This window comes from Arthrobacter sp. efr-133-TYG-118, assembly GCF_030209755.1.
Classification (GTDB): Bacteria; Actinomycetota; Actinomycetes; order Actinomycetales; family Micrococcaceae; genus Arthrobacter.
In genome coordinates this window covers 78,669-105,346 of the sequence record NZ_JARVRH010000025.1, presented here as the reverse complement: position 1 = coordinate 105,346, position 26,678 = coordinate 78,669, and the positions used below count along the sequence as shown (strand labels likewise).

Below are 26,678 nucleotides of genomic sequence, written 5' to 3'. Positions count from 1 at the left end.
GCTTCTTCAAAAACGACACCCACTCCATCGTCGTGAAGACCCTGCAACTCCTCGCGGCGAGGGGCGAGGTTGACCCGAGTGCGCCGTCGTACGCCATTGACCGGTACAAGCTCCTCGACGTGACTGCCGGAACCACCGGCGGTTCGGGGGGCGACTCCTAAACAGGTGCAAAAAGGAATCGGCGGTAGTGCTCCTTGAGCACTACCGCCGATTTGCTTTTACGCTCCGAGCGAGCGGTGATCCACCACGAATCCTGTGGCGGCATTCTCCCTGACTGCGTTGATACCGGCCACAAGGGCCGCAATATCCGGGAACTTTGGCGACACCGCCACTACCGTTCCATCATCAGCCTTCAACCGGAAACGGAACGATTGCTCCCCCGCCGTCAAGATTTCGAAAATGCCAGACATAAAACCTCTTTCCACCGCGGATGCGTCATTGCATCCCCTTCGATGACCACTGACTCTCGTGAAGTCCATAAGAGAATATCGGCCAAGGGAGCCTGCCAGAAGGCCTACCCACGGGTAATATTCAACCTTTTTCGGTAGACCTATATTGGAATGCAAGGTGAACCTAGAGACCTCGCGGGGGCGCATGGATAGTGTGAACCCCATGAACGATTCCAGCCCTGTTCCCACCACTGGTGTGCTGTTGGCCGGCGGCGCGGGGACACGCCTGGGCCTCGGCCCCAAGGCGCTGCTGCCCTTCCGCGGCCACACCTTGGTGGAGGTACTCGCCAGGACATTGCTCGACGGCGGATGCCTCAAGGTCGTCGTGGTGCTCGGGGCCGGAGCCGAGGATGTCCGACGCGGGACGGACCTGGGCGGGTATCTCGTGGTGGACAACCCGGAGTGGGCGTCCGGCATGGCCAGCTCGTTTCGTACGGGTGTTGCGGCGGCCACCTCTGGCCACAACGTCATGGTGGCTCTCGTGGACCAGCCCGGGTTGACCCCCGGCGTCGTCGCCAGGCTGCTGGCCGCGCACCAACCCGGCCGTGTGACCGCAGCAGGATACGCGGACACTGTCTACAAAGGCAGCAACACATCAAAACTCCGGCGCGGCCACCCCTTGATCCTCGACGCCACCCTTCGTGCCGACGTCGCCGAGTCCGCCGTCGGCGACGCCGGAGCACGCCGCTTCCTCAAGGCGCACCCCGGGCTCGTGGACGTCGTCGACTGCAGCGACCTCGCCGACGGTGCCGATGTGGACACGAAGGACAAGCTGCACCTCCTCAGCGACTAGCGCCCCCAACCGCCCAGCCACCCCAACTAGCTCGCAGTAGATGTCGTTATGAGGCTCCAAAACGACATTAAATGCGAGCTAGTTGGGTGGAGGCTTCGGCATCCTTGAGCGCCAGGTAGATCTTGTCCCGGGCGATGGGGAGCGCCGCGAACCTAACCCCGGTGGCATTCCGGATGGCGTTGGCCAGTGCGGGCGCCACGGGGTTGAACGGGCTCTCGCTCATGGACTTGGCACCAAGCGGCCCCATCTGGTCGTTCGTTTTCGCGAAGTACACCTCACTGCGTGGCACGTCCGCGAAGGAAGGGATGTGGTACTGCCGCAGGATGTCCGTGGTGACCTTGCCGGCGTCGTTCACGCGGACTTCCTCATACAGCGCGACACCCAACGCCTGGGCGATTCCGCCTTCCACCTGGCCGCGGCACTGCCGTGGATTGACCACGACGCCGGCATCGGCCGCCTGGACGCTCTGCAGGATCCGGAGTTCCCCCGTGCCTGTGTTTACGGCCACCCGGAATCCGTGGACGTTGAAGGCGACCGAACGCGGGGTTCCGCCCCAACGCCCTTCGGCGGCGAGTTCCATGCCCTGCTGCTGCGCGGCGTCGTACACCTCCGCGAGCGCCAAGACCCGCTCACCGCAGCGCGCCGCACCGTCCTCGAGCACGCAGTCCGCCTCCGGAACACCCGCGATTCCGGCCGCCACGGCCCGGATGCGCAGCGCGAGTTCCTGCGCCGCGAGCAAGGTTGCCTGCCCGGCCACCACGGTGCCTGCGGAGCCGAATGCCCCGGTATCGTGCTCCACGAGGTCCGTGTCGGACTGGCGCACGGCCACGTTCGGCGCCGTCGTGGACAGGGCGGTCGCCGCCAGTTGGGCGTGGACCGTGGTGGTGCCGTTGCCGAATTCGGCGGTCCCGACGGCGGCGTCGAAGGTGCCGTCCGGCAGGAGCCTAAGGCGAGTGTGGGCGAAGTGGCCGCGAGGCGGAACGGTGTCGATCATGGACAGCGCAGAACCGACGCCCGTGACCCACCCCGGGCCGAAGTTGTCGAGGCCGGCATCCCGGTAGCGTTTCTCGCCGCGCTCGAGGGCATCCCGGACCAACGCCACGCACTGGTCCAGTCCGTAGCTCCCGTAAAACACGTCCTCTTCCGGCTCGGGGTTCGTGGAGAGCATGTCGTCACCCGGCCGGACCATGTTTTTGAGCCGGAACTCCAAGGGGTCCATGCCGATACCAACGGCGAGTTCGTCCACGGCGGACTCGATCGCGAAGATCATCTGGCTCAGGCCGTAGCCACGGAAGGCACCCGCCGGAACCGTGTTGGTGTAGACGGCCTGCGCATCCACCTTCTTGTTGGCGCATTTGTAGACGGCCAACGACTCGCCGCAACCGTGGAACATCACTCCGGGCGCGTGGTTTCCGTACGCACCCGTGTTGGTGACCACGTCCAGCTGCATCGCCGTCAGGTGACCGTCCCGGCTCGCCCCGGCCTTGACCTTGATGGTGAAGGGGTGGCGTGTGGTGGTGGCAGTGAATTGTTCGGTGCGGGTGAACTCCACTTGCACAGGCCGGCGGAGCTTGAGGGCCGCCATGGCCACGAGGTCCTCGGTGAGTACTTCCTGCTTGCCGCCGAACCCGCCGCCCACGCGGCCGGCGACCACGCGGATGCGGTCCTCAGGAAGATCGAACACGCGGGCGAGGGTCCGCCGGACCAGGAAAGGGACCTGGCTGGAGGAACGGACCATGAGCCGGTCCTCTCCTGGATTCTCGGAGGGCTCCACCCACGCGATGGAACAGTGCGTTTCCATGGCGACGTGCTGTACGCGCTGGGTCTGGTACGTGTTCTCGTGGATGAAGTCGGCCGCTGCGAATCCGGCTTCAACATTTCCGAGCTCGGAATGGACCTCCGCCACGACGTTGTTCTGCGGGCGTGAAATCCGGGCCGTTTCCCCGTCCTTCTCGCCGTGGATCGCGGGTGCCCCGGGCAGCAACGCGTCCTGCGGCGAGAAGACAGCATCCAGGAGTTCGTACTCAACCTTGATGGCCCGGGCCCCGGCTTCCGCTGCGCCCACCGATTCGGCGACAACGGCGGCAACCCGCTGGCCGATGAAGCGCACCACGTTGTCGAGGACCCTGGTGTCGTCGGGATCATCGGTGTAAAGCTCGTGCTGGGCCGTTGAGAACAAGCGGGCCGGCGCGTCCTCATGGGTAAAAACCGCGACGACCCCGGGCACCTGGAGTGCCGCCGTCGTATCGATGGACACAATGCGGGCATGCGCGTGCGGCGAGCGCAGCAGCTTGAGGTGCAACAGTCCCGGGAGTTGTTCCGGGGGGACGTCGAGCGTGTACCGGGCGGTACCGGTGACGACGGCGCGTCCCGCAGGCGCGGGAACGTTGTCGCCGAGCTGGCCCGTGTGGGCTTGGGCGACCTCACCGCCGTCGGAGGTGTTTTGCCCGGTGCGGGCGTGACTGCCGCACACAGCGTCCGCAATGGAGCGGTAACCCGTACAGCGGCACAGGTTTCCCTTGAGGTTTCGCGGGAGGTTGGCTTTCTGTTCCTCGTCGAAGGTGGCGGCGGTCATCATCATGCCGGCCGTGCAGAAGCCGCACTGGAAGCCCTGGTGTTCCAGGAACTGCTGCTGCACAGGGTGCAGCTCTTCCCCGCTCGACAACCCCTCGATGGTGGTGACCGAGTGCCCTTCGGCGCGGACGGCCGGGTAGATGCAGCTGTGCACAGCTTTACCGTCCACGTGGACGGTGCACGCGCCGCAGTCGCCGCCGTCGCACCCTTTCTTGACGCCGAAGTTGCCCTGTTCGCGCAGGAACGTCCGAAGGCACTGTCCCGGGCGGGGTGCGGCCTCGGTGGCTGTTCCGTTGATCTCGATTGCCATGCTCAGGCCTCCTTCTGCTGCTCGGTGTTGAATGGTTCCGCTTGGGTGGACGGTTGCGGCGAGGTGGCGTGCGGTGGCCAGAAATCGCCAGAGACCGTGAGCGGTCCGCCCGGCTCCCCCGGGCCGCACAGCTCGGCGCGGATCTCCTCGGCAAGGCGGAAGGTCATGTCACGGCGCCATTCCGGAAGCCCGTGGATGTCGTCGTGGTACAGCTCCGAGGGGATCGAATGCCCGACGGCGGCGGCCAGCTGGCCGGCGTCTGGCAACTCGGCGGCGGCGAACCGCAGCTGCACGGGCCGCTTGGTGGCGGCGGTGATTGTGAGGACCAGGCCGCCATCGGCGTCGAGCCTTCCGATCAGCAGCACCCCCGACCGCCCGAGGTTGCTCAGCGAGAGCCGGCGGAAGGCCACCTTCGCCGCCAAAGCCGACGCCGGCAGCTGGATGCTGCGCAGGAGTTCGCCCGGTGCCAGGCAGTTTTTCCCGTCCCCGGTAACGAATTCGGCCACTGGAACGGTCCGGCTGCTGCCGTGCCGGCCAAGGATGGTGGCCCTCGCGTCCAAGCCTGCGCATAACGAAATCATCGGCCCGGCCGGGAGCGAGGTGCACACATTGCCGCCAACGGTGGACATGTTCCACACCTTGAAGGAGGCCACGAAAGAGTCGCAGCACGGGCGGAAAAGATCCAGTCCCGGCCAGTTCCGGCCGGCCACGGCGTCAGACACAGGAAGTGCGTAGAGCTCGGCGACGGTGCAGGTGGCGGCCAGCTCAACGCCGGCGTCGCTCACGGTGACGGCCGGCCAGCCTGCTTGGCCCAGATCCAAGAGTCGTATCAGCGGCTCTTCGCTGCCGACCGGACTGCCATAGGAGAACAAGACCGTACCGCCGGCGAGCCAGGCGTCGCCCTCGCGCCACTGGCCTGGATCCGTGGTCGCAACCACGGACTCGATGGTGTTCATGTCCATGGGGTCACCTTGCTTTGTTCGGGGTTGTTGTGTTCGGGAGCGTTCTGGTGGATCGGCCCTGTGCCGTCCTTGAGCGAACCCCAGCCGGAGGCTGGATAGGGTGCACAGGCCGAGGCCGGGTGCGGAGCGCGGGACGCGAGGATCTCGGCCGTAATGGACACCGCAACTTCGGCGGGAGTGACGGCACCAAGGTCCAGTCCGATCGGCGAATGCAGGCGTTCCAGGGCCTCGACCGGAATGCCGCGGTCCAGCAGTCCGTCGATGCGCTGCCGGTGGCTGCGCCTGGAGCCCATGGCTCCCACATAGGCGAGATCCAAAGCAAGGGCGGTTTCCAGCAGCGGAATATCGAATTTGGGATCGTGCGTGAGCACGCACACGACCGTGCGGGAATCGATCCGGGCTGCGGCTGCTTCCGCGGCAAGGTAGCGGTGCGGCCAGTCGGTGACGAGGTGGTCGGCGTCGAGGAATCGGCCCTGGCTCGAAAACACGGGCCTCGCATCGCACAAAGTGACCTCGTAGCCCAGGAGCTTCCCGGCGGGGAGCAAGGCCGCGCCGAAGTCGTTGGCGCCAAAGATCAGCATCCGGGCCGCCGGCAAGCGGCTTTCCACGAAGAGGGTAATGGGTTCGGCTTCCGGCCCGGAAACCCCGCAGCCTTCGGCCGGCGCGAGCCTCACCAGTCCTGTGCGGCCGCCATGCAGGAGAGGTTCGAGCTGGGCCGCGGCCGCGCTGATCAGGTAGTCATCCCCGCCGAGAAGGGCCGAAAGTTCCCGTGAACCAACAGCGGAGAACCGCGCCGGATCAGGAACGACGACGGCGCCTCCCGCGGAGTCGAGCCTGCGGATGAGTGCCAGGGAAGACTGCGGGCCGCTCGCGCTGTTCAACAAAGCCAGGTCCAAGCCGGCGGCCCCCGTCGGCTGGATGTGGACTTCCAGCTCGCCACCGCAGGTGAGCCCGACGGCGAACGCGTCCTCGGCGCTGTAGCCGAACGACTCAAGGCGACTGCCGCCGTCGTGCATTGCTTGAAGGGCAGCCTCCACCACGGCGCCTTCCACGCACCCTCCGGAGAGGCTGCCAAGAACATCGCCGTGTTCGGAAACCAGCATGGACGTGCCGAGGGGACGGGGCACGGAGCCTCCCGCGGCCACGATGGTGGCGACGGCGCATCGCTGGCCGGAGACCGCGGGCCGCCACGTGCCCAGCGAAGGCATCAAATCCAGCATGGCAACACCTCCTTTACCGAGGTCCCGGACCGGAGACCCGCCCGGGGCAGTGTGCGATCTTGCCTCATATTCTCATTCCTTGCGTCTGTACAGGAGAGCTTCGGGTAAACACGCACCCCGTTGCGTGAAGAGGACCGGGGCGGGCCTCTCATTTCCCACCCCGGTCCTTAGCGGAGCGGCCGCACCCCCACCGCCGCCCGCCGTCGTCGTCCGCTTGATGCGGTTGGTGACGATCGGCGGACGCCTATTCATTGCGGTGACTTGCGGCCGGACCGCCGTCTCAATGGCCGGCTACGCTAATGGCCGGCTACGCTCCCATGAGTGCGCTGATCGGCCCGCGGGCAAAGTAGATCAAGAAGCCCAGGGTCACCACCCACATGAGCGGATGGACTTTCCTGCCTTTCCCCGATGCCGAGTGGATGACGGCCCAGGAGATGAATCCGACGCCGATGCCGTTGGCGATGGAGTATGTGAGCGGCATGGTGACGATCGTGAGGAAAGCGGGCAGGGCCACGGAGAACTTGGAGAACTTGATCTCGCGGATCTGTGCCATCATCATGGCGCCCACCACCACCAGGGCCGCGGCTGCGACCTCGAGCGGAACCACGCTGGTGAGCGGGGTCAGGAACATCGAACCCAGGAACAGCAGACCCGTGACCACCGACGCCAGGCCGGTGCGGGCGCCTTCGCCAATTCCGGCAGCGGAGTCAATGTACACCGTGTTGGACGAGCCCGACGTCGCGCCGCCGGCTACCGCGCCCAGGCCTTCGACGATGAAGGCCGACTTGAGCTTGGGGAACGTCCCGTCGTTGTAGGCCACGCCGGCGCTCTTGGCGAGGCCGGTCATGGTGCCCATGGCGTCGAAGAAGTTGGTGAACACCAGGGTGAACACCAGCATCGTGGCCGCCAAGCCGCCGATCCGCGAGAACGAACCGAAGAGGTCGAAGTGGCCTACCAGGCTGAAGTCCGGGGCGGAAACCAGCTGGCCGGACAGTACAGGGGTGTTGAGGTGCCAGCCACCGGGATTGGCGGCGCTGCCAGGCCCGATATGCATGACGGCCTCGACGACGGCGGCGAGGACCGTGGTGGCGACGATTCCGATCAGGAGGCCGCCCTGGATCTTGCGGGCCACGAGGATTCCCATGACCAGCAGACCAACAATGAAAACAAGGGTAGGTATGGAGGTGATGGAACCATCGTTGCCTAGCTGTACCGGCGGTCCGCCTTTTGTGGCGCGGACGAAACCGGAATCGACGAAGCCGATGAAGGCGATGAACAGGCCGATGCCAACGGTGATGGCGGCCTTGAGTTCCTTGGGGACAGCCTTGAAGATCGCGGTCCGGGCACCCGTGACGCCGAACAGGACAATCAGGATGCCGTTGATGACCACCAGGCCCATGGCTTCCGGCCAGGTGACTTCATGGATGACGGCGACTGCGAGGAACGAGTTGATTCCCAAGCCTGCGGCGAGCCCGAACGGCAGGTTCGCGATGAGGCCGAAGAGGACCGTCATGACACCGGCGGTCAGGCCGGTGACTGCCCCCACCTGCGCTGCGGACAACCATCCGCCAGCCACATCCGTGGGTGCGTTCTGGGCCGAGAATCCGCCCAGGATCAGTGGGTTGAGGATGACGATGTAGGCCATCGTGAAGAACGTGACGATGCCGCCGCGGAATTCGCGGGCCAGCGTGGAGCCACGCTTGGTGATCTGGAAGAAACGATCCAGGAAGGAGTTCGACGCCGGGGGCCTGGGGCTGCTGCCCCGCTGTGCCAGTCCGGTTGCCGTGTGCTTTTCGCGTGCATCTGTCTGCCCTGCACCGGAAGGCACAGCCTGCTTTTCAGTTGCCGTTCGCATTTCTGCGGGGTCCAGGATTGTCATTTCAGCCACCGGGCCCTAGTAGTCAATCCTGGAGTCAAGCGTGTTCCAGGTGTTGAAGGGTTCCAGGATGGCCGGTGCCTGGGGGTCGCCCAGTTCCAGCTTGGTGACCGGCATGAGCGTGTCCCGGTCCTCGTTTTCGAAGTATTCGTAGAAGACGGCGTCGTCGAAGCCGACGGAGGCGGCGTCGTGCCGGTCGGCTGCGAAGACCACGTTGCCGATGCGGGCCCAGAGAGCCGAGGCCAGGCACATGGGGCATGGCTCGCAGCTCGTGTAGAGGGTGGCTCCGCTGAGATCGAAGGTGCCGAGCTCGCGGCAGGCATTGCGGATCGCGGTGACCTCGGCGTGCGCCGTGGGGTCGTTGCTTGCGGTGACCCGGTTGACGCCTTCGAAGGCGCGGCCATCCGCGGTGACAATGACGGCGCCGAACGGCCCGCCGCTGTTGAGGACATTGGCTGTTGCCAGCTCAATGGATGTGGCCAAGAAATGTTCGGCCGTGACGGTGGTACTCATGTGCGACTTCCTTAGTGCTGAGGAAGCCTGTAACCAGGGAGGCATCTGAACATGACAGACCAGTGCTGCGATTACCAGGCTTCAGCATGTGCTTGTGAAGGTTTCGCCTGGTAGATAGCTTCCCGGAAGTCCGGGTGCCCGCCTTTGGCAAATTGAGATTAGCACCGGAGATGTGAGCCGCGCCATAGTTTCTGGAAAAAAAGTTTCGACATGTGAAATTCGCGCTTGATGCCGGGCGGTAACCGGGCTTGGGGCGTCGGTCACATTGACGCACTTCGGCGAGCCACCTACGCTGGGTGCCATCGGCAGGGATGACCCGCCGGAACCTGGATCAGCAGACAGGAACCACTGAGCTGGAACGCAACTACGCCGACCAGACAAGGATTCCAGTGTCCCCTAAATCCGATTTCCAGCCGGCAGCCCCGGCAACAGATCCAGCCTCTTCCCGGCTCTGGATCAAGAATCCCCTCGATGTGTTCACCGCCAACGGGCTCGACGCCCGCGGCGGCATCGTAGTCAGCGATGGGAAAATCGCGGAGCTCGTCCCCGCCGGAAAGCGCCCTTCCGCGCCGTGCCATGAAACTTTCGACGCCGGCAGCCATGTCCTGCTGCCAGGTCTCATCAACACGCACCACCACTTCTACCAAACGCTCACCCGCGCGTGGGGTCCGGTGGCGAACGCTCCCCTGTTCCCCTGGTTGCAGAACCTGTATCCCGTGTGGGCGCGGTTGAAGCCGGACAGCCTCGAACTTGCCGTGAAAGTAGCGCTTGCGGAACTCCTGCTTTCCGGTTGCACCACGGCGGCCGACCACCACTACCTCTTCCCCGCGGGACTTGAGGACGCGATCGACGTCGAGGTCGGCGTCGTGCGTGAACTCGGCATGCGCGCCACGCTCACCCGCGGGTCCATGACGCTGGGCGAGGACGACGGCGGCCTGCCGCCGCGGTCCACCGTGCAGCGCCCGGAGGTGATCCTCGCAGACAGCGAACGGCTGATCGGGAAGTACCACGAACGGGGAGACGGAGCGGTCATCCAGATCGCCTTGGCCCCCTGCTCGCCGTTCTCGGTGACCAGGGAGATCATGGCCGAGAGCGCAGCCATGGCCGAACGGTTGGATGTCCGGCTGCACACGCACCTCGCGGAAACCATCGACGAGGAAGATTTCTGCCGCGAGATGTTCGGGTTGCGCACCGTGGATTATCTGGACAGCGTCGGCTGGCTCGGAAAACGCACCTGGCTTGGCCACGGCATCCATTTCGACGACGACGAGATCGCCCGGCTGGGTGCCGCGGGCACCGCCGTCGCGCACTGCCCGACGTCGAACATGCGGCTCGCGTCCGGCACCGCACGGGTGCTGGAACTTGAGGCCGCCGGGGTTCCGGTAGGGCTGGGAGTGGACGGTTCGGCGTCGAACGATGCCTCCAACATGATCCTCGAAGCGCGGCAAGCGCTGTATCTGCAGCGGCTGCGCTACGGTGCGCACGTCCCCGTGGAGCGCGCCCTCGGCTGGGCGACGCGGGGATCCGCTGCGGTGTTGGGCCGCACCGACATCGGCCAGATTGCTCCCGGAATGCAGGCAGACCTTGCCATGTTCAAGCCCGAGGGGCTGCGCTTCTCCGGGAGCCACGATCCCGTCGCGGCATTGTTGCTCTGCGCGGCAGACCACGCCGACCGCGTCATGGTGGGCGGCACATGGCGCGTTGTGGACGGCCAGATTCCGGATCTGGACATCCCGGAACTTATTGCCAAACACTCAGCCGCCGCACAGAAAATCATCAGCGGTTAGGAGTAGCCTCTCGATTAGGTCGTAGATCAGGAGGCACATCATGACCGTCCCCCAGCACAACTCGCCGACTCCTCCAGGTTGGTACCCGGACCCCTCGGGCTCCGGGCAACTACGGTGGTGGGACGGTAACGCCTGGACTGGAAACGCATGGAACCCACCCAGTCAGCCCGGCGCGGGCCAGCCTGGCACGGGTCAGCCCGGCGCGGGTCAGCCCGGCGCGGCGTGGCCCGCGGCCGCGCGGCCAGGGCAATACGGGGGGCCAGGGCAATACGGGGGGCCAGGGCAATACGGGGGGCCGGTCCAGCCCGCGCCGCGCCCGGAAATCAGCAAGCAGACGCCGGTCTACAATCCGTTCATCTGGCTCGTCACGCTGCTGCCGGTCATCACGCTGATTATCCTGCTGCTCTGGAATCCGGTCTTCCACCTGAGGTATGTCGGCGCCAGGCGCGTACCCACCCTCGATCCCAGCGCGTTCAGCGTTCCGTATTTCCTGCTGGTTATCTCATCTTGGCTCATCTACGGGGTCAGCGTTCTCTTGTCCTACCTCGACTGGCAAAAGCTGCAAAGGGACGGGGTGGTCCGCCCCTTCCACTGGGCATGGGCCTTCCTGGGCGCCGGAGTCTACGTCGTGGGCCGTTCAGTGATCGTCCACAAGGTCGCCCCGCAGCGCGGACTCGCACCGGTTTGGGCACTGATTGGCCTGACTGCCGTGAGCCTGATCCTGGTGTCCGTCAAAGTGAGCATGATCGTTTCGACTATCGCCAAGGCCCTGCCGATGTAGGGCTCTCCTCGCTCCACGTTGACCGAGATCGTGGGTGTGGCCCGGGTGCTGCGTTCTGGAACGCAGCACCCGGGCCACACTCACGTATTCGCCTAAGAAGAACGCTGCCGGCCGAATACCGGAAGGGCGCGCAGCCAACGGGAGAAAGTCCCGGGCATGCGGTCACAGTCGGCCGGAATATAGAAGTCAGGATCCGTAGCGCCGAACGGCAGGTACAGTTCCTGGCCGGGCGCCGGGAATTCCACGACGTTGTTCTTATCCTGCGAGTCCATCTGTCCTCCTACTTCATGCGCTCAAGTTCTCCGAGAATTTTCCGTATCTTGGAAAACATTTTTTGTTATATGGAAATGGTAGAGGGGATTCGCGAGCCTCGTCAAGGGGTGCCCACCGGACCACGCCCCCGCCACTAGTCGCCGTCGGTCACAATCAGAAAGTAGGTAACGATTCTCCGGAAGTGATGTACACCACTGGCAAACGTGGGCTACGCTTTCTTCAATTCGTGGCGCAGGTCACGTAACCTGGGAGCAGCAGGCAGGGTCGTAATGAGCTGGCATCAACGGATGCCGGCTCTTTTTTGTTGGGTCGGCTCCACCAGAAACGCGTATGAAACACGCGCTTAATTTCATTGGTGGACCTTAGTGGTTCCACCTCACAGAAGTTGGGATATGACCATGAGCAACAACATCGTCCTCGGCGACAACCAGTACGGCAAGGCAGAAGTCCGCGTCGTCAAAGTCACCCGCGACACCGACCGCCACCAGATCGAAGACCTTAACGTCACCTCGCAATTGCGTGGCGACTTCCAGGCTGCGCACCTCCAAGGCGACAACGCACACGTCGTCGCCACGGACACCCAGAAGAACACCATCTATGCCTTTGCCCGCGACGGCATCGGCTCCCCCGAAGCCTTCCTCCTGCGCCTGAGCGAACACTTCACCTCAGGCTTCGAGTGGGTCACGGGCGGCCGCTGGGAAGCCGAGGCCTACACCTGGGACCGCATCCAGGCACACGGCTCCGAACACGACCACAGCTTTGTCCGCAAGGGGCAGGAAGTCCGCACCGCCGTCGTGGTCCGTGAAGGCAACACAACGCACGTCATCTCCGGCCTCAAGGACCTGACCGTCCTCAAGACCACGCAGTCCGGCTTCGTGGGCTATCCCCGCGACCGGTACACCACCCTGCCCGAGACCACGGACCGCATCCTCGCCACCGATGTCTCGGCCCGCTGGCGCTACAAGACCGGGCTCGACGCTGCCGGAACCGACTTCAACAAGAGCTACGAGGACATCAAGGCACTGCTCTTGGAAGGCTTCACGGAGAACTACTCCCACGCCCTGCAGCAGACCCTGTTCGACATGGGCAAGAAGGTCCTGGAGGCCCACAGCGAAGTGGACGAGATCAAGTTCTCGATGCCCAACAAACACCACTTCCTGGTGGACCTCAGCCCGTTCGGCCTCGACAACCCCAACGAGGTCTTCTTCGCCGCGGACCGCCCGTACGGCTTGATCGAAGCCACGGTCCAGCGCGACAACACCACACCTGCCCCGGCTGCGTGGAACGGCATCGCCGGCTTCTGCTGACCCCGAGGTACCCGCCCAACTGACTCGCAGCAAGTGTCGTTTGGAGCCTCAAAACGACATCAAATGCGAGCCAGTTGGGCAATCACCCGCACCCAAAAACCACATTGTTAGCCAGACAAAGTTAGCCAGACAAAGACGTCTGCCATGAACCAAGAAAGTCTGCCATGAACACGAAGAATAAAACCCGCCCCGCAGCGTCCGGGCCTGCCCGCCCCGAGGACAAGCGCCTCTCGATCGGGAGCACGTTCGCCTACGGGTTCCAGCACGTCTTGACCATGTACGGCGGCATCATCGCCCCGCCGCTCATCATCGGAGCCGCCGCGGGCATGTCCTCGCAGGACATCGGGCTCCTGATCGCGGCCTGCCTGTTTGTCGGCGGCCTCGCCACCATTCTGCAGACTGTCGGCATCCCGTTCTTCGGATCGCAGCTGCCGCTGGTCCAGGGCGTGTCCTTCGCCGGCGTCTCCACCATGGTGGCGATCGTCCACGGCGGCGGCGGGATCCAGGCGGTGTTCGGCTCGGTCATCGTGGCGTCCCTGATCGGCCTGGTGATCACACCGCTTTTCTCCAAGATCATCAAATTCTTCCCACCCGTCGTCACGGGTACCGTCATCACCACCATCGGGCTGACACTCATGCCGGTCGCGGCGAACTGGGCCATGGGCGGCAACGCCGCCGCCCCCAACTACGGCAGCGTGGCGAACATCGGACTCGCCGCGGCCACGATGGGCATCGTCCTTCTCCTCAGCAAGGTTGGAAACGCGGCCATCTCGCGTCTTTCCATCCTCCTTGCCATGGTGATCGGGACCGTCATTGCCCTCGCCACGGGAATGGCCGATTTCTCCAAGGTCGGCCAAGGTCCGGTGGTGGCCTTCCCCACGCCGTTCGCGTTCGGTGCTCCCACGTTCGAGATCGCGTCCATCGTTTCGATGCTGATCGTCATCCTGGTCACCCTCACCGAGACCTCGGCGGACATCATCGCCGTCGGTGAAATCGTAGGCACCAAGGTCGATTCCAAGCGCATCGGCAACGGCCTGCGTGCGGATATGCTCTCAAGCGCCGTTTCGCCCCTCTTCAACTCCTTTACCCAGAGCGCCTTCGCCCAGAACGTCGGACTCGTGGCCATCACGGGCATCAAGAGCCGCTTCGTGGTCAGCGCCGGCGGGCTCATCCTGGTGGTGCTCGGCGTGCTGCCCATCCTCGGGCGAGTTGTCGCAGCAGTTCCGACGCCCGTCCTGGGCGGTGCCGGCGTCGTACTCTTTGGTACGGTGGCCGCGAGCGGCATCCGGACGCTTTCCAAAGTGGAGTACCGCAACAACATGAACCTGATCGTCGTGGCTGCGTCCATCGGCTTCGGTATGATCCCGATCGCCGCCCCGAAGTTCTACGACCAGTTCCCGTCCTGGTTCTCCACGATCTTCCACTCGGGCATCAGCTCGGCCGCCATCATGGCCATCCTGCTGAACGTGCTGTTCAACCACTTCAAGGCCGGCAACTCGGACAACCAATCGGTGTTCGTCGCAGGTACCGGCCGTGTGGTCAGCGAAGCGGACATTGCTTGCCTCGCGCACGGTGACCGTTTCGAGAACGGCAAACTGATCGACGCCGAAGGCAAGGAAGTGCCGCTCAAGTCGGACACACCGGCCGAGCACTGACACCTTTGCTCCGCCGAACTGGCAGGTGTTGCCCCTGATTCGCAGCAAGGAACGGGGCAGCACCTGCCAGTTCGCGCTGCATGCGTTTTTTGCCACCTCCACGTGAGACGGTTGTTTCATGAGGATCGATGAGCGAATCGAACAACACTATTCGGAACTTGGGCCGCAGGAGCAAAAGGCCGCAGACACCCTGCTGGACCGCCTCGGCGACTTGGCTGTCTACAATGCGGCCGAGCTCGCTCAGCTAAGCGGGGTCTCCAAGGCCACCATGAGCAGGCTCTTTCGCCACCTCGGATTCGCCGATTTCAACGAGGTGAAGGAACACACCCGGGGCCTGAGGTCCAGCGGAGTGCCGCTAGCCAAACAGGAGGCCGACGGCGGAATCCCCCTGCATCTGGCAACGGAACAGCAGAGCCTGAACCGGCTTTTCGAAACGCTCGACGACGGTCGCCTCCGCAAGGTGACGCAGCAATTGGCCGAGGCCAGCAAGGTCTTGCTGATCGGCTTCCGCAACAGTTTCCCTGTAGCCCTCCACCTACGGCAGCAGCTCCTGCAGTGCCGACCCTCGGTAAATCTGGCCCCACAGCCGGGCCAAAGCGTTGGTGAAGAACTGGCAGGGCTGGACGCGAACGACGTCGTGATCCTGCTGGGCTTCCGGCGCCGGCCGGACGGCTTCCACCAGCTCCTGAAGGCGGCCACCGCCACCGGCGCGAGCACCATCCTGATCGCGGACCCGAGCGCCCGATGGCTTGCCGTTGAGGCCTCCGTTTGGATCGAATGCCCTGTGGACGGCAGCGCCGCCTTTGACAGCTACGCCTCAGCCATGAGCCTCATGAGCGTCCTCGCGAACGGCGTACTGACCGCGCGGGGGCGTCCGGGAAGGGACCGCGTCAGGGAAATAACCGGCGTCTTCGACTCTCTGGGAGAGATCGAGCGGCGGTAAATCCACGCGACTCACGCGCGAACCGGCAAGTGTTGCCCCCAAAACGCGGGCAAAGGGGCACTAGCTGCCTCTTCGCGCGAGGAGGCAGCACCAAGCGTAAAGAAGAGTTAGCGGCCCGGAAACGGCGCTGAAACATCTGTTCCATTCAATTGAATCAGTGAAACGACTGCCCCTGTCGTGGATAACCCTGATTCGAGGAACCGATGGCCGAAGCACAACTCGCCCCAGAGCAAACGGGTGCACCCGGCACCTTCCTGGGCAGCCCGACTGACGAAGCCGCAGCACACCGCGATCCGCGGCTCAGCAACGAAGACCTGGCGCCCCTGAAGAACCAGCGCTGGAGCAGCTACAACCTGTTCGCCTTCTGGATGTCAGACGTCCACAGCATCGGCGGCTACGTGACGGCGGGCAGCCTCTTCGCCCTCGGCCTCGCCAGCTGGCAAGTGCTGGTCGCCCTGCTGGTGGGCATCGTGATCGTCCAGGTTTTCTGCAACCTCGTGGCGAAGCCCAGCCAAAAGACCGGCGTACCGTACCCCGTGATCAACCGAGCGGTCTTCGGCGTCAAGGGCGCCAACATCCCGGCTATCATCCGCGGCCTGATCGCCGTCGCTTGGTACGGAGTTCAAACCTTCCTTGCCTCCGAAGCCTTGGTGATCGTGTTCCTGAAGTTCTTCCCCGCCATGAAACCGTTGTACGACGTCCATCAGTACGCCTTCCTCGGCCTCTCTGCCTTGGGTTGGATTTGCTACGGAGTCCTCTGGGTGGCCCAGGCCGCATTGTTCTGGAACGGAATGGAAAGCATCCGCAAGTTCATCGACTTCGCCGGTCCAGCCGTATACGTGGTCATGTTGGTCCTTGCCATCTACTTGGTTTCCAAGGCCGGCATCAGCAACATCAGCCTGAACCTGTCCGCCGGCCAACCGCTCGACTTCGCTGCGTCCATCCCGGTCATGATCTCCGCGATCGCCTTGGTGGTGTCCTACTTCTCGGGTCCCATGCTCAACTTCGGCGACTTCGCGCGCTACGGCAAGAGCTTCAAGGCCGTCAAGAAGGGCAATCTCCTGGGCCTGCCGGTCAACTTCCTCTTCTTTTCGCTACTGACCGTCATCACGGCGTCGGCTACCATCCCGGTCTTCGGGCACCTCATCACGGACCCGGTCAAGACTGTTCAGGAAATCGATTCGGTGTTCGCCGTGTTGCTCGGCGGCCTGACCTTTGTCATCGCAACTGTGGGCATCAACATCGTGGCCAACTTCATCTCGCCGGCGTTCGACTTCTCCAACGTCAGCCCCCAGAAGATCAGTTGGCGCATGGGCGGCATGATCGCCGCGGGCGGATCCGTCATCCTGACCCCTTGGAACTGGTACTCGAACGACGACGCCATCCACTACACGCTCGGCGTACTGGGTGCGCTGATCGGCCCGCTCTTCGGCATCCTGATCGCCGGCTACTACCTGGTCGGCAAGCAGAAGGTGTGGGTTGAGGACATGTACACGATGAAGCCCAACGGCAAGTACTGGTTCCGCAACGGCTACAACCCCAACGCGGTGAAGGCAGTGGCCATCAGCGGCGTGGTGTCGATCGCTTCGGTCCTGATCCCCAAAGCGCTCCTGGACTCCGGAGCCACCACGGTCAACGCAACCTGGATCGGCAACTACAGCTGGTTCCTTGGCTGCGCACTGGGCCTGCTGACTTTCTGGTACTTCGAAAAGCGCTCCCCCATGATCAACCTGGAGCCGAACGGCGTCGAAGCGAACGACGGCGCCCTCGTCTAAGGAACCCCTCCGCCGAGCTGGCAGTTGTTGCCCCTAATTGCCGCAGGAAAAGGGGCAACAACTGCCAGTTCGCGCGAGAAAGGGGGCGTTAGTTCTGGTTCAGCTCGGCCGAGATCGCGAGGGCAGCCTCGCGCAGCAAGGGCACGGCGCGGTCGGCAAAGTGCTGGTCCACGCGGGACACCGGTCCGGAAACGGAAATGGCGGTCGGCGTCGGAGCGTTCGGGACGGCCATCGCGAAGCAACGGACGCCGATCTCTTGCTCTTCCTCGTCGATCGAGTAGCCGCGTTCGCGGATCCGGTTCAAATCGGCGAGGAGGGATTCGATGTCCCCGATGCTCTTTGCCGTGGGAGTCGGCATGCCCGTGCGGGCCACGATCCCGCGGACCACCTCGTCGTCCAGCTGGGCCAGGATGGCCTTCCCGACGCCGGTGTCGTGCGTATGGGCGCGGCGGCCTACCTCGGTGAACATGCGCATGGAGTGCAGCGACGGAACCTGGGCAACGTAGATGACCATGTCGGAATCCAGGACCGCCATGTTGGACGTTTCGCCAAGCCGGTCCACGAGGGACTTCAGCTGGGGACGGGCCAAGGCGCCGAGCTGCTTGTTGGCGCCTTCGCCAAGCCGGATGAGCCGGGGGCCCAGCGCGTAGCGACGATTGGGCAGTTGCCGGATGTAGCCGAGGGACACCAAGGTGCGCAGCAGGCGGTGGATGGTGGGAAGCGGCAGGTCTGTCGACGAGGACAGTTCGCTCAAGGTGACGTCTCCGCCGGCGTCGGTGATGAGTTCCAGCAGTTCGAAGACGCGCTCGACGGACTGCACGCCTCCCGAGGGCTTTTCAGCCATTCCGTTGTCTCCTATGGCTCGGAATCCGACAACTCTTATCCGCATCGTGAAAAGAATTGCTTAGAACACTCAAGATACAGCACGCGACGCCGGAATGCTTGCCCATCAATCAGGGCTTGTGTTTCCACTTTGTAGATAATAATATCCATAATACGAAAACATTCGGTTTGAGCGGAGGCCCACTACGGGCCTGTACGAGGAGGAAATTCAATGGCGAACCCGAGCCCCGGAAATTCGATCACCCTGCGCGTCGCCGCGCCGTCGAGCTTCACAGCCACGAGCGAGCTGGCCGCAGCCGTCGCCGCTGCCGGTGCGGCCGTCACCGCACTGGATGTGACCGAGTCGCACCACGACACCCTGGTTGTCGACGTCACCTGCAACACCACGGACGAAGACCACGCCAACCGCGTCAAGGACGCCCTCAACGCGCTTGACGGCGTCACGGTCCAGCACGTCTCGGACCGCACCTTCCTCATGCACCTGGGAGGCAAGCTCGAGGTCGTCCCGAAGGTGGCCCTGCGCAACCGCGACGACCTCTCGCGTGCCTACACTCCCGGCGTCGCACGCGTCTGCCTCGCCATCGCCGAGGACCCCGCCGCTGCCCGCAACCTGACGGTCAAGCGCAACACGATCGCCGTCCTCACCGACGGTTCGGCCGTCCTTGGCCTGGGCAACATCGGCCCGGCCGCAGCCCTGCCTGTCATGGAAGGCAAGGCCGCGCTGTTCAAGCAGTTCGCCAACGTCGACGCCTGGCCGGTCTGCCTCGACACCCAGGACACTGAAGAAATCATCATGATTGCCAAGGCCATGGCTCCGGTCTACGGCGGCATCAACCTCGAAGACATCGCAGCCCCGCGCTGCTTCGAAATCGAAAAGCGGCTCCGCGACGAGCTGGACATCCCCGTCTTCCACGACGACCAGCACGGAACGGCAATCGTCACGCTCGCGGCGCTCGTCAACGCGTTGCGCGTCGTGGACAAGAAGCTGTCCGAGGTCAAGATCGTGGTCTCCGGCGTCGGCGCCGCGGGCTCGGCGATCATCCAGCTCCTCAAGGCCCAGGGCGCGCAGCACATTGTCGCCGCCGGCCGCTCCGGCGCCATCCACTCGGGCGAAAAGTACGACGACGAGCACCGCTCCTGGATTGCCGCAAACACCAACGAGGCCGGCTTCTCGGGCACGCTGCACGACGCCCTCAACGGTGCGGACGTGTTCATCGGCGTCAGCGCTCCCCACGTGATCGGTGAAGAGCAGGTCGCCTCGATGGCCGAGGACGCGATCGTGTTCGCCATGGCCAACCCCACCCCGGAAATCGACCCGGTGATTGCCTCCAAGCACGCAGCGGTCGTCGCCACCGGCCGGAGCGACTTCCCCAACCAGATCAACAACGTGCTGGCCTTCCCGGGCTTCTTCCGCGGATTGCTCGACGCCGGAGCATCGGACATCATCCCGGAAATGCTCGTGGCCGCCGCAGAGGCTATCGCCAACCGGGTTGCAGATGATGAACTGAACGCGAGCTACATTATCCCCAGCGTCTTCGACCCCCACGTTGCCGCCGACGTCGCCGCAGCCGTTGCAAACGCAGCAAACGCAGCAAACGCGCGGCAGCAGCAAACGCAGGCCGCTAGCGCCCTCTAGGAAAGGACCATCCCATGGCTCTCACAGTCACAGACCCCCGGCCGATCGAACGAGCCGAGGAAATCCTGACTCCCAAGGCGTTGGCCTTCGTGGAGGAACTGCACCGCCGTTTCGCGGGCACCCGCACCGAGCTGCTGGCGGCGCGCGTCGCGAAGCGTGAAGAAGTGGCCCGCACCGGACGCCTCGATTTCCTGCCCGAAACGCAGGACATCCGCGACAGCGACTGGAAGGTTGCCGAAGCACCCCGCGCCTTGCAGGACCGCCGGGTCGAGATGACCGGCCCGGCTTCCCCGGCCAAGATGGCCATCAATGCCTTGAACTCCGGCGCCAAGGTATGGCTCGCCGACCTCGAGGACGCCAGCACCCCGACGTGGGCGAACGTCATTGACGCCATCCTCAACCTCCGCGACGCCGCCCAGGGCACGCTGAGCTACACCTCCCCGGAGGGCAAGGAATACCGGCTCCGCACGGACGCGCCGCTCGCCGTCGTCGTCGCCCGCCCCCGCGGCTGGCACATGGACGAACGGCACTTGCTGCTCGACGGCGAACCCACCGTGGGCGCGCTGGTGGACTTCGGCCTGCACTTCTTCCACGTGGCCAAGCAGCTCCTGCTCAATGGCCACGGCCCGTACTACTACCTGCCCAAGATGGAAAGCCACCTTGAGGCCCGCCTGTGGAACGACATCTTCGTCTTCGCCCAGGACTACCTCGGGATCCCGCAGGGCAGCGTGCGTGCCACGATGCTGATCGAAACCATCCCGGCAGCATTCGAAATGGACGAGTTCCTCTACGAACTGCGGGACCACGCGTCCGGCCTGAACGCCGGCCGTTGGGACTACCTCTTCAGCATCGTCAAGTACTTCCGCGATGCCGGCGAGTCCTTCATCCTGCCGGACCGCGCGTCCGTGGTCATGACTGCTCCGTTCATGCGCGCCTACACGGAACTGCTGGTCAAGACCTGCCACAAGCGCGGTGCGTTCGCCATGGGCGGCATGGCTGCCGTCATCCCGAACCGCCGCGAGCCCGAAGTCACGGCCCAGGCCTTCGAGAAGGTGCGCGCGGACAAGACCCGCGAGGCCAACGACGGTTTCGATGGTTCCTGGGTGGCGCACCCGGACCTCGTCTCCACATGCCGGGAAGTGTTCGACTCGGTCCTGGGCGACAAGCCGAACCAACTGGACAAGCAGCGCCCCGAGGTCTCCGTGACTGCCGAGCAGCTGTTGGACATCTCATCCGCTGGTGGCCACGTGACCGAGGGCGGGCTTCGCCTGAACCTCTACGTCGCCGTCGCGTACACCGCCGTATGGCTCTCCGGCAGCGGCGCCGTCGCGATCCACAACCTCATGGAAGACGCCGCCACCGCGGAAATCTCCCGTTCACAGGTGTGGCAGCAGATCCGCAACAAGTCCGTCCTTGCCGACACGGGCAACACGGTCACCCGCGAACTAGTCACCCGGATCCTCGGCGAAGAGACCGACCGCCTGCGCAGCGAGGTTGACGCCGAGTCCTTCGAGAAGTTCTACGAGCCCGCCAGCCGCCTGATCGCGGACATCTGTCTCTCCGAGGACTACACGGACTTCCTGACCACTCCCGCCTACGAGCTGGTGTAGGAATGGCCGCTTCCTCCTTCCCGGCTTCCCTGACTCCGTCGGATTTCGCCGCGATCGACTCCCAGCTGGCCGCCACCGACCAGCTCCTGGAGCGCAACTACCCCGGCGACGACGGCACCCGCCAGCCCGTGCACACGGTATACGTCCCGGCGGACCGTTTCACGCCGTCGCTCTCCGCGGAATGGGGCGCCCAGGCGATCACGACGGCGGAGGCCCACGGCGGTCTCGAAAGGCTCGGTGCGTTGCTGGGCCAGGAGCCCGAACTGGCTGCCTCCGTCGCCACCCGTGTGGCTGCCAAGCTTCGCAGCGAACCGATCGAGGACTTGCGACTCGACTTCGAGGACGGCTACGGCGACCGGGGCGACGAAGCAGAAGACGTCGCGGCCGTAGCGGCTGCGCAGGCTGTCAGCGAAGCCGTTGCGGCGGGTTCTGCCCCGCCGTTCATCGGCATCCGGTTCAAGTGCTTCGAGGCGCCCACCCGGGCACGTGGCCTGAAGACCCTGGACCTGTTCGTCTCCACTTTGGCCTCGGCCGGGGAGCTGCCCGAGGGCCTCATCCTGACCCTGCCGAAAGTCACCACGGTGGCCCAGGTACAGGCAATGGACTACGCGGTCTCCCGGCTCGAAGAGATCCACTCCCTTCCGGCGGGCCGGCTCCGTTTCGAGGTCCAGGTGGAGACACCGCAGCTGATCCTCGGCCCGGAGGGAACTTCCCCCGTGGCCCAGCTTCCGCACGCAGTTCCTGGCCGCATCAGCGCACTGCACTACGGCACCTACGACTACTCCGCTTCGCTGCAGATCTCCGCGGAGTACCAGTCCATGGAGCACCCGGTGGCGGATTTCGCCAAGGAAGTCATGCAGTTGGCCGTTGCGGGCACGGGGATCCGGCTCTCCGATGGCTCCACCAACATCATCCCGGTGGGCGACAACGTGGAAAATGCGTGGAAGCTGCACGGCCGGCTGGTCCGCCGTTCCCTTGAACGCGGCTACTACCAGGGCTGGGACCTGCACGCTGCCCAGTTGCCGAGCCGGTTCGCGGCAACGTATGCCTTCTACCGCGAGGGCCTGCCTGCTGCCGCGGCCCGCCTCCGCAACTACGTGGACCGCACCGAAGGCGGCGTCATGGACGAACCCGCCACTGCCCGCGCCCTCGCCGCCTTCGTCCTGCGCGGCGTCCAGTGCGGAGCGGTGGGTTCCGAAGAAGTGCTGGCGCTTGCCGGCGTCGAACTCTCCCGGCTGACTGCACTGGCGCATCCCCGGCTGGCACAATCCACCTCCAAGTAAGGATCCAATGATGGGAAAGTACTACTACCCCCAGGGCGGGCTGCCGCCGCAGACCCACCTCACCACGGAACGGGCCATCGTCACCGAGGCCTACACCGTGATCCCCAAGGGTGTCATGACCGACATCGTGACCAGCACCCTGCCGGGTTTCTCCAACACCCGTTCCTGGATCCTGGCCCGCCCGATTTCCGGATTCGCCACCACGTTCTCCCAGCTGATCGTGGAGATCGGCCCGGGAGGCGGCGCTCCGAAGGCCGAGTTCGAGGCAGGCGTCGAAGGCGTCGTCTTCGTCACCAAGGGCAAGGTCAACCTGACCCTCGACGGCGAACTGCACGAGCTCGAGGAGGGCGGATATGCCTACCTGGCCGCCGGCGCCTCTTGGGGCCTGGAAAACGTCTCCGACGACATCGTCTCCTTCCAATGGATCCGCAAGGCCTACGAACGGCTTGAGGGTTACGAGGCAAAGTCGTTCGTCACGAGTGACGCCGAGGTGGAACCCACGGCGATGCCGGACACCGACGGCGCCTGGAAGACCACCCGCTTCACGGATTCCAGCGACCTGGCCCACGACATGCAGGTGAACATTGTGACGTTCCAGCCGGGCGGGGTCATCCCGTTCCCGGAGACCCACGTCATGGAGCACGGCCTCTACGTGCTTGAGGGCAAAGCCATGTACCTGCTCAACAACGACTGGGTGGAAGTGGAAGCCGGCGACTTCATGTGGCTCCGCGCCTTCTGCCCGCAGGCCTGCTACGCCGGCGGCCCGGGCCAGTTCCGTTACTTGCTGTACAAGGACATGAACCGGCAGATCAAACTGACCTAGGGTTTCCCGTTTCCGTCTGAATCGTGGGTGTGGCCCGGGGGCTGCGTTTTGGAACGCAGCCCCCGGGCCGCACCCGCGTTCTCAACGTTGACCCCCGCGCTTCCGAAGAGGACGATCGAAACTACGGGGGCAAGGGCGCCAAGCCGTTGCCCGCAGCGTAGCTTCAGGAGGCAGCCATGGAGGCTGCGCGGGCCTCTCACACTTCCCGCGTATCCCGGGCGGGATTCCGGGTGGCCGTCGTCCTGGCTTTGACCTTGGCGTCCGGCGCTTGCACCTACCCTCTGACAAGTGAACCCCTGCCGGGTACCTCGACGTCCGATGCGCAAGCAGCACTTCCTGAATCCCCTGTTGCGGATTTCTTCGCGCATGAAATGCTCAACCGGGGCGCGCCTGCCGTTGTCGTCCAGATCAAAGTCCGGGGCCGGGAATGGTCCCAGGCCTACGGCAGCCAAGACGTCGAGACCGGCGAACCGGTAGCCGTGACCGACCGGATCCAGGCCGGCGGCATCACGCAGTCAATGGTGGCGGTCTCGGTGCTCAAGCTTGTCCAGGAAGGAAAGCTAGGCCTTGAGGACCCCGTCACGGAGTACTTCCCGGAATTCGAGCAGCTCGTCCACCCGCCCGGCCCCGTCACGATCCGCTCCTTGTTGAACCACAGCTCCGGCCTGCCCGACGCACCGCAAGCCATCTTGAAGGCCATGCCGCCCAAACAGGCCATCGACACCAGGTTCAGCATCGAGGAATATCTCCGGATGGCCGGGACCGTGCCTTGGGCACACGCCAACTTCCAGCTGTTCCGCTTCTCGGATGCCAACTACTTCGCCTTGGCAGCCATCGTACAAAAACTCCGCGGACAGCCGATCGAGGACGTCCTGAAGTCAGAGATCTTCGTACCGCTCGGAATGAGCCACACCTCGCTGTCTGCCGAGCCGGACCGGGATGCGCGCGACATGATCCAGAGCTATGAATTCATCGACGGCGAGCGCATCAATGCCTCGCAGCCGGAGTACCTGGTCGGTTCCCCCGCCGAGGGAGTCATCTCCACGGTGGGCGACATCAACACGTTCTATGCAGCGCTCATGCAGGGCCGGCTACTCACGGCGAACACCCTCCGCGACATGCAAACCCTGTGGCAGGCGAACCACGGCCTCGGGCTCCAGCGTTGGAATGACGAATGCACGAACGGCTTCTACTACGGCTACGGCGGCAGCACCTGGTTTGCGAGCATCGCGTTGTCCACGAGCGACGGGAGCCGCCAGATAACCATGAGCTTCGCGTATCCATCCGACACGGACAAACACATTGAATCGACGGACGGCAGCGGCCAATCGGAGTTCGAGCAGCTCCGGGAGGTGGCCATCGCGACCATGAACGGGCTCTGCTGAGTCGGGACCCTCAGCCCGTCGCTCGCCCGCCAGGTGCCCCTCCGCCTGCGAGCCGGTACGACTCCTGCAGCAGTTCGCCCAGTTCCTCGACGTCAATCCCCTCCAGGCGGACCAACACCAATTTCGGGGAGCGATCGTGGTGCGGCGTCCAGAAGTACGTGCCGGGATCGGTTCCTGCCAGCGCTTCCCGTTCCTCGGTTTTCACGGTGAGGACGCCGTCTTCCCAGATCCGAGCCATCAAGGTCTTACCGAACCACGCCGGTTGGCCCCAACTGGGCCGCTCGCTTATACCGGGCAATCCACGGCAAATCACGCGGACGTCTTCCTCCGTAGCCATGGTTTACTGTGGCACCGGCACCCCTGACCATGCAATGCCCCTCCTGCTAGGGTCTGTGCATGGATGAAAAATTGGGGAAATTCATCGAAGACTTCGCAACACTGACTCGGCTGGCCCAGTCCGGATTGGACCATGCCGATGACCGCGAGCAGCTTCTACAGGCGTTGACCGGGCACCTCGGTGTGCCCGCACATGAGCTATCCGTCGTGACGGAGGAGATTCCGCCGCACCGCTTGGTGAATGTGGACATCGTGATGGAAGGGCTGGCTGGCCGCGACCCGGACTGGCGACTGGTAGGAATCGGCGGCGGCGATCAGCGGCACCACATGTCCTTCAGCGACATGTTGCAGCAATCCATTAGCTACCCGCGTTTTCCCGTCGCCCAGGCGGACTACACCAACCTCGCCACTGGTCCGGACCAACAGCGCCAGGCCGTTGCACTGGGGCTCTGGCTGTTTAGCTACGCCGGATCACCCGTAGCGGTCCTCCAGCGCGGTGCCAAGTTGGATCGCGGCCGGCAGAATGCCTCGCTCGAAGTTCTGGCCACCCACCCTGACGTCGCTTCCGAGCTCTTGGGCGAGGTGCGGCGCGATATGGAGCACCAAAGTGTTTTCAAAGGCCAGATCATTGCCCTCGCAGTCAGCGATTATGGGCCGAGCATCAGTGGGGTGACCTTCATCAGGCGCCCGGAACTCGCCAGCAGCGATGTGGTCCTTCCGGATGGCCTCCTCGACAAAGTGGAGGGCCACACCCTGGGCATTGCCCGGCAAGCGGACATCTTGGCTGCGCACGGACAGCATCTCAAGCGCGGCCTCCTTCTCTACGGACCGCCGGGGACCGGCAAGACACACACGGTCCGGTACCTGCTAAGCCAAAGCGAGGGTACGACGGCGGTACTCCTCTCCGGCGGTTCGCTCGCCAGGATTTCCGAGGCGGCCAAGATCGCCCGGGCTTTGGCGCCGTCCATCGTGGTGCTGGAAGATTGCGATCTGATCGCCGAAGACCGCAGCTTCGGCCACGGGCCCAAACCGTTGCTCTTCGAGGTGCTAGACGCCATGGACGGGTTGGACAACGACGCCGACGTCGCGTTCGTGCTGACCACCAACCGCGTGGACCTTTTGGAGCGGGCGCTCGCCCAGCGGCCAGGACGCGTGGACCTGGCGGTGGAAATCCCACTTCCGTCCAAGCAAGAGCGGGTGGAACTTTTGCGTCTGTATTCGAACGGACTCGCGTTCTCCTCCGCGGCGATCGAAGCCGCGGCAGACCGGACGGCCGGCACCACGGCGTCGTTCGCGAAGGAGCTGATCCGACGCTCGGTGGTCGCGGCAGCGCTGGCGGGCGAGACTCCCGGCGACTCGCACCTGGGCTCCGCGGTGGGACAGCTCATGGCCGACGGAGAGGCCCTGACCCGTAGCCTGCTCGGAAGCAACGAGGGTGCGGGCGGACCTTGGGAGGGCGGCAACGGCCCTGGTGGCCACTCCGGCTTCCCCGGACCACACCCGGGCCCCTTACCCGTGGACGCAACAACACCATAAGCCGACGT

22 protein-coding genes are annotated in these 26,678 nt (G+C 64.5%); 13 read left to right on the top strand and 9 right to left on the bottom strand.

Features of this window, described 5'->3' with window-relative positions; genetic code table 11:
• Positions 1-218 precede the first annotated feature (218 nt).
• Positions 219-410 (bottom strand): YegP family protein, encoded by a 192-nt coding sequence (locus tag QRN59_RS19880; RefSeq protein ID WP_284984182.1) that lies wholly within the window; start codon positions 408-410, stop codon positions 219-221.
• A 202-nt stretch (positions 411-612) separates the two neighbouring features.
• Between QRN59_RS19880 and nboR the strand changes: the two genes are divergently transcribed.
• On the top strand, positions 613-1,242 hold the full coding sequence (gene nboR / locus QRN59_RS19875; protein ID WP_284984181.1) for a nicotine blue oxidoreductase: 630 nt from the start codon (positions 613-615) through the stop codon (positions 1,240-1,242).
• 67 nt (positions 1,243-1,309) lie between these two features.
• On the opposite strand, the gene QRN59_RS19870 is transcribed toward nboR, so the two are convergent.
• The 5 genes from QRN59_RS19870 to QRN59_RS19850 all read right to left on the bottom strand — a co-directional run bounded on the left by QRN59_RS19870 (position 1,310) and on the right by QRN59_RS19850 (position 8,697).
• A complete protein-coding gene (locus QRN59_RS19870; protein WP_284984180.1) occupies positions 1,310-4,126 on the bottom strand; it encodes a molybdopterin-dependent oxidoreductase in 2,817 nt (938 codons plus the stop codon).
• Positions 4,127-4,128: 2 nt separating this feature from the next.
• Entirely contained in the window at positions 4,129-5,088 is a 960-nt protein-coding gene (locus QRN59_RS19865; RefSeq protein WP_284984179.1) for an FAD binding domain-containing protein, read from the bottom strand.
• On the bottom strand, positions 5,079-6,308 hold the full coding sequence (locus QRN59_RS19860; protein WP_284984178.1) for an XdhC family protein: 1,230 nt from the start codon (positions 6,306-6,308) through the stop codon (positions 5,079-5,081). The genes QRN59_RS19865 and QRN59_RS19860 overlap by 10 nt, the downstream gene beginning before the upstream one ends.
• A gap of 307 nt (positions 6,309-6,615) precedes the next feature.
• Positions 6,616-8,187: an NCS2 family permease gene (locus QRN59_RS19855; RefSeq protein WP_502871094.1), complete on the bottom strand. Its 1,572-nt coding sequence runs from the start codon at positions 8,185-8,187 to the stop codon at positions 6,616-6,618.
• 15 nt (positions 8,188-8,202) lie between these two features.
• Positions 8,203-8,697, bottom strand: coding sequence for a nucleoside deaminase (locus tag QRN59_RS19850; RefSeq protein WP_236812822.1), 495 nt, complete (start codon positions 8,695-8,697; stop codon positions 8,203-8,205).
• Positions 8,698-9,008: 311 nt separating this feature from the next.
• On the opposite strand from QRN59_RS19850, the gene QRN59_RS19845 reads away from it, so the two are divergent.
• Positions 9,009-10,484, top strand: a complete 1,476-nt coding sequence (locus tag QRN59_RS19845; RefSeq protein ID WP_284984176.1) for an 8-oxoguanine deaminase — start codon at positions 9,009-9,011, stop codon at positions 10,482-10,484.
• Positions 10,485-10,524: 40 nt separating this feature from the next.
• On the top strand, positions 10,525-11,265 hold the full coding sequence (locus tag QRN59_RS19840) for a DUF2510 domain-containing protein (protein ID WP_284984175.1): 741 nt from the start codon (positions 10,525-10,527) through the stop codon (positions 11,263-11,265).
• Between the two features lie 92 nt (positions 11,266-11,357).
• Here the strand turns inward: QRN59_RS19840 and QRN59_RS19835 are convergent, their stop codons facing one another.
• Positions 11,358-11,537, bottom strand: coding sequence for a hypothetical protein (locus QRN59_RS19835; RefSeq protein ID WP_236812825.1), 180 nt, complete (start codon positions 11,535-11,537; stop codon positions 11,358-11,360).
• Between the two features lie 393 nt (positions 11,538-11,930).
• Between QRN59_RS19835 and pucL the strand changes: the two genes are divergently transcribed.
• From pucL to QRN59_RS19815, 4 genes are all read left to right on the top strand, one after another.
• The gene (gene pucL / locus QRN59_RS19830) at positions 11,931-12,845 is read left to right on the top strand and encodes a factor-independent urate hydroxylase (RefSeq protein WP_284984174.1); all 915 of its coding nucleotides are present in this window, start codon (positions 11,931-11,933) and stop codon (positions 12,843-12,845) included.
• Positions 12,846-13,009: 164 nt separating this feature from the next.
• The gene (locus QRN59_RS19825; RefSeq protein WP_284984173.1) at positions 13,010-14,500 is read left to right on the top strand and encodes a nucleobase:cation symporter-2 family protein; all 1,491 of its coding nucleotides are present in this window, start codon (positions 13,010-13,012) and stop codon (positions 14,498-14,500) included.
• Positions 14,501-14,618: 118 nt separating this feature from the next.
• Entirely contained in the window at positions 14,619-15,443 is an 825-nt protein-coding gene (locus QRN59_RS19820; RefSeq protein ID WP_284984172.1) for a MurR/RpiR family transcriptional regulator, read from the top strand.
• A 203-nt stretch (positions 15,444-15,646) separates the two neighbouring features.
• Entirely contained in the window at positions 15,647-17,218 is a 1,572-nt protein-coding gene (locus QRN59_RS19815; RefSeq protein ID WP_284984171.1) for an NCS1 family nucleobase:cation symporter-1, read from the top strand.
• A gap of 88 nt (positions 17,219-17,306) precedes the next feature.
• Here QRN59_RS19815 and QRN59_RS19810 read toward each other — a convergent pair whose 3' ends face one another.
• A complete protein-coding gene (locus QRN59_RS19810; protein WP_184741615.1) occupies positions 17,307-18,062 on the bottom strand; it encodes an IclR family transcriptional regulator in 756 nt (251 codons plus the stop codon).
• 210 nt (positions 18,063-18,272) lie between these two features.
• On the opposite strand from QRN59_RS19810, the gene QRN59_RS19805 reads away from it, so the two are divergent.
• From QRN59_RS19805 to QRN59_RS19785, 5 genes are all read left to right on the top strand, one after another.
• Positions 18,273-19,697, top strand: coding sequence for an NAD-dependent malic enzyme (locus tag QRN59_RS19805; protein WP_284984170.1), 1,425 nt, complete (start codon positions 18,273-18,275; stop codon positions 19,695-19,697).
• A 14-nt stretch (positions 19,698-19,711) separates the two neighbouring features.
• Positions 19,712-21,307, top strand: coding sequence for a malate synthase A (gene aceB, locus QRN59_RS19800; protein ID WP_284984169.1), 1,596 nt, complete (start codon positions 19,712-19,714; stop codon positions 21,305-21,307).
• 2 nt (positions 21,308-21,309) lie between these two features.
• On the top strand, positions 21,310-22,590 hold the full coding sequence (locus QRN59_RS19795) for a DUF6986 family protein (protein WP_284984168.1): 1,281 nt from the start codon (positions 21,310-21,312) through the stop codon (positions 22,588-22,590).
• A gap of 10 nt (positions 22,591-22,600) precedes the next feature.
• Positions 22,601-23,413, top strand: a complete 813-nt coding sequence (locus QRN59_RS19790; RefSeq protein ID WP_078107582.1) for a bifunctional allantoicase/(S)-ureidoglycine aminohydrolase — start codon at positions 22,601-22,603, stop codon at positions 23,411-23,413.
• Positions 23,414-23,589: 176 nt separating this feature from the next.
• Positions 23,590-24,798: a serine hydrolase domain-containing protein gene (locus QRN59_RS19785; RefSeq protein ID WP_284984167.1), complete on the top strand. Its 1,209-nt coding sequence runs from the start codon at positions 23,590-23,592 to the stop codon at positions 24,796-24,798.
• Between the two features lie 10 nt (positions 24,799-24,808).
• Here QRN59_RS19785 and QRN59_RS19780 read toward each other — a convergent pair whose 3' ends face one another.
• A complete protein-coding gene (locus QRN59_RS19780) occupies positions 24,809-25,135 on the bottom strand; it encodes an MmcQ/YjbR family DNA-binding protein (protein WP_284984166.1) in 327 nt (108 codons plus the stop codon).
• 59 nt (positions 25,136-25,194) lie between these two features.
• Here QRN59_RS19780 and QRN59_RS19775 point away from each other — a divergent pair, with 59 nt between their 5' ends.
• Positions 25,195-26,670, top strand: coding sequence for an AAA family ATPase (locus QRN59_RS19775; protein WP_284984165.1), 1,476 nt, complete (start codon positions 25,195-25,197; stop codon positions 26,668-26,670).
• Positions 26,671-26,678 lie beyond the last annotated feature (8 nt).

Excerpts from the sequence above, each read along its gene's own strand:
- QRN59_RS19790 (WP_078107582.1), top strand. The coding sequence starts at position 22,601 with ATGGGAAAGTACTACTACCCCCAGGGCGGGCTGCCGCCGCAGACCCAC.
- QRN59_RS19775 (WP_284984165.1), top strand. The coding sequence starts at position 25,195 with ATGGATGAAAAATTGGGGAAATTCATCGAAGACTTCGCAACACTGACT.
- QRN59_RS19865 (WP_284984179.1), bottom strand. The coding sequence starts at position 5,088 with ATGGACATGAACACCATCGAGTCCGTGGTTGCGACCACGGATCCAGGC.
- QRN59_RS19785 (WP_284984167.1), top strand. The coding sequence starts at position 23,590 with ATGGAGGCTGCGCGGGCCTCTCACACTTCCCGCGTATCCCGGGCGGGA.
- QRN59_RS19835 (WP_236812825.1), bottom strand. The coding sequence starts at position 11,537 with ATGGACTCGCAGGATAAGAACAACGTCGTGGAATTCCCGGCGCCCGGC.
- QRN59_RS19825 (WP_284984173.1), top strand. The coding sequence starts at position 13,010 with ATGAACACGAAGAATAAAACCCGCCCCGCAGCGTCCGGGCCTGCCCGC.
- aceB (WP_284984169.1), top strand. The coding sequence starts at position 19,712 with ATGGCTCTCACAGTCACAGACCCCCGGCCGATCGAACGAGCCGAGGAA.
- QRN59_RS19870 (WP_284984180.1), bottom strand. The coding sequence starts at position 4,126 with ATGGCAATCGAGATCAACGGAACAGCCACCGAGGCCGCACCCCGCCCG.
- QRN59_RS19860 (WP_284984178.1), bottom strand. The coding sequence starts at position 6,308 with ATGCTGGATTTGATGCCTTCGCTGGGCACGTGGCGGCCCGCGGTCTCC.
- QRN59_RS19820 (WP_284984172.1), top strand. The coding sequence starts at position 14,619 with ATGAGGATCGATGAGCGAATCGAACAACACTATTCGGAACTTGGGCCG.
- QRN59_RS19850 (WP_236812822.1), bottom strand. The coding sequence starts at position 8,697 with ATGAGTACCACCGTCACGGCCGAACATTTCTTGGCCACATCCATTGAG.
- QRN59_RS19795 (WP_284984168.1), top strand. The coding sequence starts at position 21,310 with ATGGCCGCTTCCTCCTTCCCGGCTTCCCTGACTCCGTCGGATTTCGCC.
- nboR (WP_284984181.1), top strand. The coding sequence starts at position 613 with ATGAACGATTCCAGCCCTGTTCCCACCACTGGTGTGCTGTTGGCCGGC.
- QRN59_RS19805 (WP_284984170.1), top strand. The coding sequence starts at position 18,273 with ATGGCGAACCCGAGCCCCGGAAATTCGATCACCCTGCGCGTCGCCGCG.
- QRN59_RS19840 (WP_284984175.1), top strand. The coding sequence starts at position 10,525 with ATGACCGTCCCCCAGCACAACTCGCCGACTCCTCCAGGTTGGTACCCG.
- QRN59_RS19855 (WP_502871094.1), bottom strand. The coding sequence starts at position 8,187 with ATGACAATCCTGGACCCCGCAGAAATGCGAACGGCAACTGAAAAGCAG.
- pucL (WP_284984174.1), top strand. The coding sequence starts at position 11,931 with ATGACCATGAGCAACAACATCGTCCTCGGCGACAACCAGTACGGCAAG.
- QRN59_RS19780 (WP_284984166.1), bottom strand. The coding sequence starts at position 25,135 with ATGGCTACGGAGGAAGACGTCCGCGTGATTTGCCGTGGATTGCCCGGT.
- QRN59_RS19845 (WP_284984176.1), top strand. The coding sequence starts at position 9,009 with ATGACCCGCCGGAACCTGGATCAGCAGACAGGAACCACTGAGCTGGAA.
- QRN59_RS19815 (WP_284984171.1), top strand. The coding sequence starts at position 15,647 with ATGGCCGAAGCACAACTCGCCCCAGAGCAAACGGGTGCACCCGGCACC.
- QRN59_RS19810 (WP_184741615.1), bottom strand. The coding sequence starts at position 18,062 with ATGGCTGAAAAGCCCTCGGGAGGCGTGCAGTCCGTCGAGCGCGTCTTC.
- QRN59_RS19880 (WP_284984182.1), bottom strand. The coding sequence starts at position 410 with ATGTCTGGCATTTTCGAAATCTTGACGGCGGGGGAGCAATCGTTCCGT.